The organism is Actinomycetospora sp., from assembly GCF_055612215.1.
The window spans coordinates 1-5,085 of the sequence record NZ_JBVPVA010001045.1 but is presented as its reverse complement, the minus strand read 5'-3'; the positions used below and the strand labels follow the sequence as shown (position 1 = coordinate 5,085).

Genomic DNA, 5,085 nt, shown 5'->3' with positions numbered 1-5,085 from the left:
TGCCCTCGAAGAAGCCGGAGGTGGCGGCCCCGAGGTGGGCCGAGCCCGACCGACCGGCGAGGGGCACAGGAGGCCGCTCGAGGGGCTGGCTCGCCCGAGTCGTGTACCCCTGACCGAGGCGGAGGTGTGGCGGCGCCAGGTGGCTGAGCCCGACCCCGCCAGCGAGGGGCACACGTGGCAGCTCGGGGAGCGGGCTGGCGTGCTTCCTGTGCCCCTGATCAAGCGGCGGGCGGACCTCTGGCCGGCCGGCCGGCCGACGAGGGGCGCTGCACGCAGCGCAGAGCGCCTCGAAGCGTGCGTGGCGTGCCCCTGATCAACGCCGGGGGAGCGGTGCGCAGCCAACACCCCTGCCCCACGAATGCCGACGGGGCGGGGGGCACCGTGGCTCCCCGCCCCGTCGGCGGTCGTACTGCTCTCTGCCAGCTAGTCGCGCACGTCACGGGGACGGCCGGCGTCGGGCCGCCCCGCGAGCTCGCGCCCGCTGCTCGGCTCCACCTGCAGCGGGTCGGTGCCCGTGCCGCGGTGGACGTCGTCCTGCTCGATCGCCGGGTCGGGACGGAACCAGCCGCCCTTGACCGGCGACCCCGCGGAACCGAGGTCGTTCATGCGCTTCGGCACCTTGGCGCCCTGGTAGGCGAGCGGGATGGCGTGTCCGTGGTCGTCGACGCCACCCAGCGGCTGGTGCACCTCGATGAACTCACCGTGCGGCAGCCGCTTGATGTGCCCGGTCTCGATGCCGTGCTCGAGCACCTCGCGGTCGGACCGCTGCAGCCCGAGGCAGATCCGGTAGGTCGCGAAGTAGACGACCGGCGGGATCACCAGGAGGCCGATGCGGCCGATCCAAGTCATGACGTTCAGCGAGATGTCGAACGTGTAGCCGATGATGTCGTTCCCGCAGGCCACGACCAGCCAGAAGTAGAACGCCATCGCCATCATGCCGGTGGCGGTGCGGACCGGGACGTCGCGCGGACGCTGCAGCAGGTTGTGGTGCGCCCCGTCGCCGGTGAGCTTGCGCTCGATCAACGGGTAGAGCGCGAGCAGCGTCGTCAGGATCCCGAAGCCGATCACGGCGGGGAAGAAGATCGCCGGGATCGTGTACCGGCCGAACAGGTACATCTCCCACGAGGGCCACAGCCGGACCGCGCCGTCGAACACGGCCATGTAGAAGTCGGGCTGGGAACCGGCGGAGACCTGCGTCGGGTCGTACGGACCCAGCTTCCAGATCGGGTTGATCTGGAACACGCCGGCCATGATCGCCATGACACCGATCGACACGACGGTGAAGCCGCCGGCCTTGGTCGCGAAGGTCGGCAGGATGCGCACACCGACGACGTTGCGCTCGGTGCGGCCGGGCCCGGGGAACTGGGTGTGCTTCTGGAACCACACCAGCGCCACGTGGAGGCCGATCACCGCGAGGATGATCCCCGGCAGCAGGAACACGTGGACGATGTAGAAGCGCGGGATGATGATCGTCCCCGGGAACTCCCCGCCGACGATCGCCCAGTGCAGCCAGGTACCGACCACCGGGATCGACATGACGATCGCGGAGAGGCCGGTGCGGATGCCGGTGCCGGAGAGCAGGTCGTCGGGCAGTGAGTAGCCGATGAAGCCCTCGATCATGCCCGCGAGGAGCAGCACGACGCCGAGCACCCAGTTGCTCTCACGTGGGCGGCGGAACGCTCCGGTGAAGAAGGTCCGCATCATGTGTGCGATCATCGCCGCGACGAAGATCAGCGCGGCCCAGTGGTGGATCTGGCGGATGAACAGCCCGCCGCGGACGTCGATGGAGATGTTGACCGTCGACTCGTACGCCATGGACATCGTGACGCCGCGCAGGCCCGCGTAGGAGCCGTTGTAGGTCGTCTCGGCCATCGATGGGTCGTAGAAGACCGCGAGCCACGTGCCCGAGAGCAGGAGCACGATGAAGGCGTAGATGTTGATCTCGCCCAGCATGAAGGACCAGTGCGTGGGGAAGACCTTGTTGATCTGACGGCGGATTCCCCCGGCGGGGTGGATCCGGCTGTCGATCTCGTCGGCGGCCGTCCCGACGAGCTTCATCGCCGTGCTCTCGTTGCGCCGCGGTGTGGTGATGGCACTCATGGTCTGCGCTCCCAGAAGCCGGGCCCTACCGGCTCGATGAAGTCACTGCGGGCGTACAGATATCCCTGATCGTCCACGGTGATGGGCAATTGCGCCAGCGGGCGGGCGGCCGGGCCGAAGACCGGGCGGGCGTACTCGTTGGCCTGGAACTGCGATTGGTGGCACGGGCAGAGGATGCGCATCGTCTGGTCCTCGTAGAGGGACGTCGGGCACCCCATGTGACTGCAGATCTTCGAGTAGGCGAAGAGCGAGCCGTAGTTGAAGTCCTCCTGGCCCGCCCGCTTGATCACCGACACGTTGGAGCGGAGCCGGATGAGCATGACCGGCGAGTCGGAGGACCGGACGGTCTCGGCGAGCTTCTCCGGGTCGCTCCGGTCGGACTCCTTGAAGGGGTAGACCGTCTCCATCGAGCCGGGCTGCAGATCCCCGGCGCGCACCAGGACGACGTCCTCGCCCACGCCGTCCATCTTGCGCAGGTAGACCCGCTCGCCGTCGTCGGAGCGCCACTCGGTCGTCAGGAGGGGCGACTCGTCGCCCTCCTTCCACGGGTTCTTGACCAGGCCGCCGAACGCCGCGACCAGGACGCCGGCGCCGAGGATGCCCCCGGCGGCGCCCATCGACCGGAAGATCAGCTTGCGACGCGCGATGCCGCTCTGCTGCCCGGTCTGGACCAGGCGGGCGGCGGCGGTACGGCGCTCGACCTCGGCCGAGCGCCCGTCGTGCCGCTGCTGGATCGTCAGGTCCTCGGGCAGCAGCTTCTTCGAGTAGGCGATGACGCCCATGCCCACCGCGAGGATCGACACGCCCAGGGTCGCGCCGATGATCGGCGTGTAGAGGGCGTAGGCGGTGGCGCCGTCCTGGCCCGGCGGCACCCACTCGTGCGGCCAGGCGATGAAGGCGACGATGAACGCCAGCCCCGCGATCGCGGCGAGGATGAACCAGCCGGCGACCTGGCGCTCGGCCCGCTTCTCGGCCCGGGTACCGGGCACCGGGAAGCGCGGGCGGTCCGAGACGACCTCGATGTCGTCCATGCGGTTGCCCAGGCGCACCAGGTCGTCGGTGCTCATCTCGGCGAGCTCGGCGTCGCTCGGGATGCGCAGCTCGTCGGAGCCGTGGCTCTGCGGCCCCGACGGGCTGCCGGCGCGGTGGGACTCGGATTCGGGGGGTGCACTCACTGGCGGGATCCGATCCAGAGGGAGATTCCGATCAGGGCGGCGAGGCCGACGGCGAAGGCGACGAAGCCCTCGGGCACGGGGCCGAAGCCGCCGAGGCCGTTGCCGCCCGGGTTCGCGCCGGTGTTGTTGGAACTCACCGACTTGATGTAGCCGATGATGTCCCGCTTCTCCTCGGGGGAGAGCTGCGAGTCGGCGAACGTCGGCATGTTGCCGGGCCCGGCGAGCATCGCGGCGTAGATCTGGTGCGGGGTGGCCGGGTCGAGCACCGGGGCGAACTTGCCCGAGGACAGCGCGCCGCCGCGGCCGGTGAAGTTGTGGCACTGGGCGCAGTTGAGGCGGAACAGCTGGCCGCCGCGCCCGAGGTCGGAGCCGATGAGGGCCTCGTCCGTGGCCGCCGGGACGGTCGGCCCGCCGCCGTTGGCCTCGATGTAGGCGCCCAGCGCGTCGATCTGCGCCGGGTCGTACTCCGGCTTCTTGCGGTCGGCCTGCGCGCCCTGGACCTTGAGCGGCATGCGGCCGGTGGAGACCTGGAAGTAGACCGAGGCCTGCCCGACGCCGACGAGGCTCGGGCCGCGGCCCACGACCCCCTGCAGGTTCGAGCCGTGGCAGGTGATGCAGGAGTTGTCGTAGAGCGTCTGGCCCTCGCGAACCAGCGCCGCGTCCTGGCCGGCCGCGGTCTGCGGCGCGGGCTGCACCGCGGCGTAGATCCCGCCGACGGCCAACAGCGCCACGCCGAGGGCGAGGAACCCCGCCACGCGACGCCGCGTCCTGGTCCCCGCGCGCGCCCACGGCCTCCTGCGCGCGCGTGGCGTCCGGTCGCTCATGTCCTCCCCTGCCCCTGACTCTCGTCGTGTCGTCATCGCGGCCCTGCCGTCAACGGATGAAGTAGATGACCGCGAACAGGCCGATCCAGACCACGTCCACGAAGTGCCAGTAGTAGGAGACGACGATCGCCGCCGTCGCCTGCGCCGGGGTGAACCTCGAGAGGAACGTCCGGCTTATGAGCAGGATGAACGCGATCAGCCCGCCCGTAACGTGCAGCGCGTGGAATCCCGTCGTGATGTAGAAGACCGACCCGTAGGGGCCTGAGGCCAGCGTCGTGCCGTGCTCGGTGACCAGCGTGTGGTACTCGTTCACCTGGCCGAGCACGAAGATCAGGCCCATCAGGAACGTCACGGCGTACCAGCGGCGCAGCCCGAACACGTCACCGCGCTCGGCGGCGAACACGCCGTACTGACAGGTGAACGACGACGCCACCAGGATGATCGTGTTCACGAGCGCGTACGGCACGTCGAGCTCGGTGGGCGGCGGCGGCCACTCGCCCACGTTCGCCGCGCGTGCCACGAAGTACATGGCGAACAGGCCGGCGAAGAACATCAGCTCGCTGGACAGCCAGATGATCGTTCCCACGCTGACCACGTTGGGCCGGTTGAGGGAGTGGATCCTCGCGCTGAAGGAGGGCGCCGGCGCACTCGAGGCGGTCGTCACGGGCGTCATCATGTCACCTCCTCCCGACATCAGCCGGTCGGGGCGAGGGCCGCCCAGGGGCCCGCCGACCTGCACCGCCGTTCACCTGCGGATTCTCCTACCAGGTGTCGTACGTCGTGTCGTAGTCGAGACGTCGGGGCCGCGTGCTCGACCCCGCCGGGGGCCGCCCGACTAGGCTGCGCGGCACCGTCTTCTGACCCGCCGGGGAGGCCCGCGAGATGACCGCCGACAGTGGTGCCGCAGCGACGCTGGACGTCGTGGTGATGAGCCACCGTCCCGAGGTCCGCGAGGCCGTGATGTCCGCGGTCGGCCGCCGTCCGGC

Annotated in this window: 4 protein-coding genes; all 4 read right to left on the bottom strand. The window is 70.1% G+C overall.

Going from position 1 to position 5,085, the window contains the following annotated elements; translation table 11 throughout:
* Window positions 1-423: 423 nt before the first annotated feature.
* Genes qcrB through ctaE form a run of 4 tightly spaced genes read right to left on the bottom strand, consistent with a single transcriptional unit; the run spans window position 424 to window position 4,772 of the window.
* Window positions 424-2,100, bottom strand: a complete 1,677-nt coding sequence (gene qcrB, locus AC0CYZ_RS28355) for a cytochrome bc1 complex cytochrome b subunit (protein ID WP_472221453.1) — start codon at window positions 2,098-2,100, stop codon at window positions 424-426.
* On the bottom strand, window positions 2,097-3,275 hold the full coding sequence (qcrA, locus tag AC0CYZ_RS28350) for a cytochrome bc1 complex Rieske iron-sulfur subunit (RefSeq protein ID WP_472221452.1): 1,179 nt from the start codon (window positions 3,273-3,275) through the stop codon (window positions 2,097-2,099). The genes qcrB and qcrA overlap by 4 nt, the downstream gene beginning before the upstream one ends.
* Complete coding sequence (qcrC, locus tag AC0CYZ_RS28345) at window positions 3,272-4,099, bottom strand: cytochrome bc1 complex diheme cytochrome c subunit (RefSeq protein WP_472221451.1); 828 nt, start codon at window positions 4,097-4,099, stop codon at window positions 3,272-3,274. Before qcrC ends, qcrA begins: the two co-directional genes overlap by 4 nt.
* Window positions 4,100-4,148: 49 nt before the next feature.
* Window positions 4,149-4,772 carry an aa3-type cytochrome oxidase subunit III gene (gene ctaE, locus AC0CYZ_RS28340; RefSeq protein ID WP_472221454.1) on the bottom strand — a complete coding sequence of 208 codons (624 nt, stop codon included), beginning with the start codon at window positions 4,770-4,772 and terminating at the stop codon, window positions 4,149-4,151.
* Between the last annotated feature and the right edge of the window lie 313 nt (window positions 4,773-5,085).

Coding starts and splice junctions, on each gene's coding strand:
- qcrB (WP_472221453.1), bottom strand. CDS start 2,100: ATGAGTGCCATCACCACACCGCGGCGCAACGAGAGCACGGCGATGAAG.
- qcrC (WP_472221451.1), bottom strand. CDS start 4,099: ATGAGCGACCGGACGCCACGCGCGCGCAGGAGGCCGTGGGCGCGCGCG.
- ctaE (WP_472221454.1), bottom strand. CDS start 4,772: ATGACGCCCGTGACGACCGCCTCGAGTGCGCCGGCGCCCTCCTTCAGC.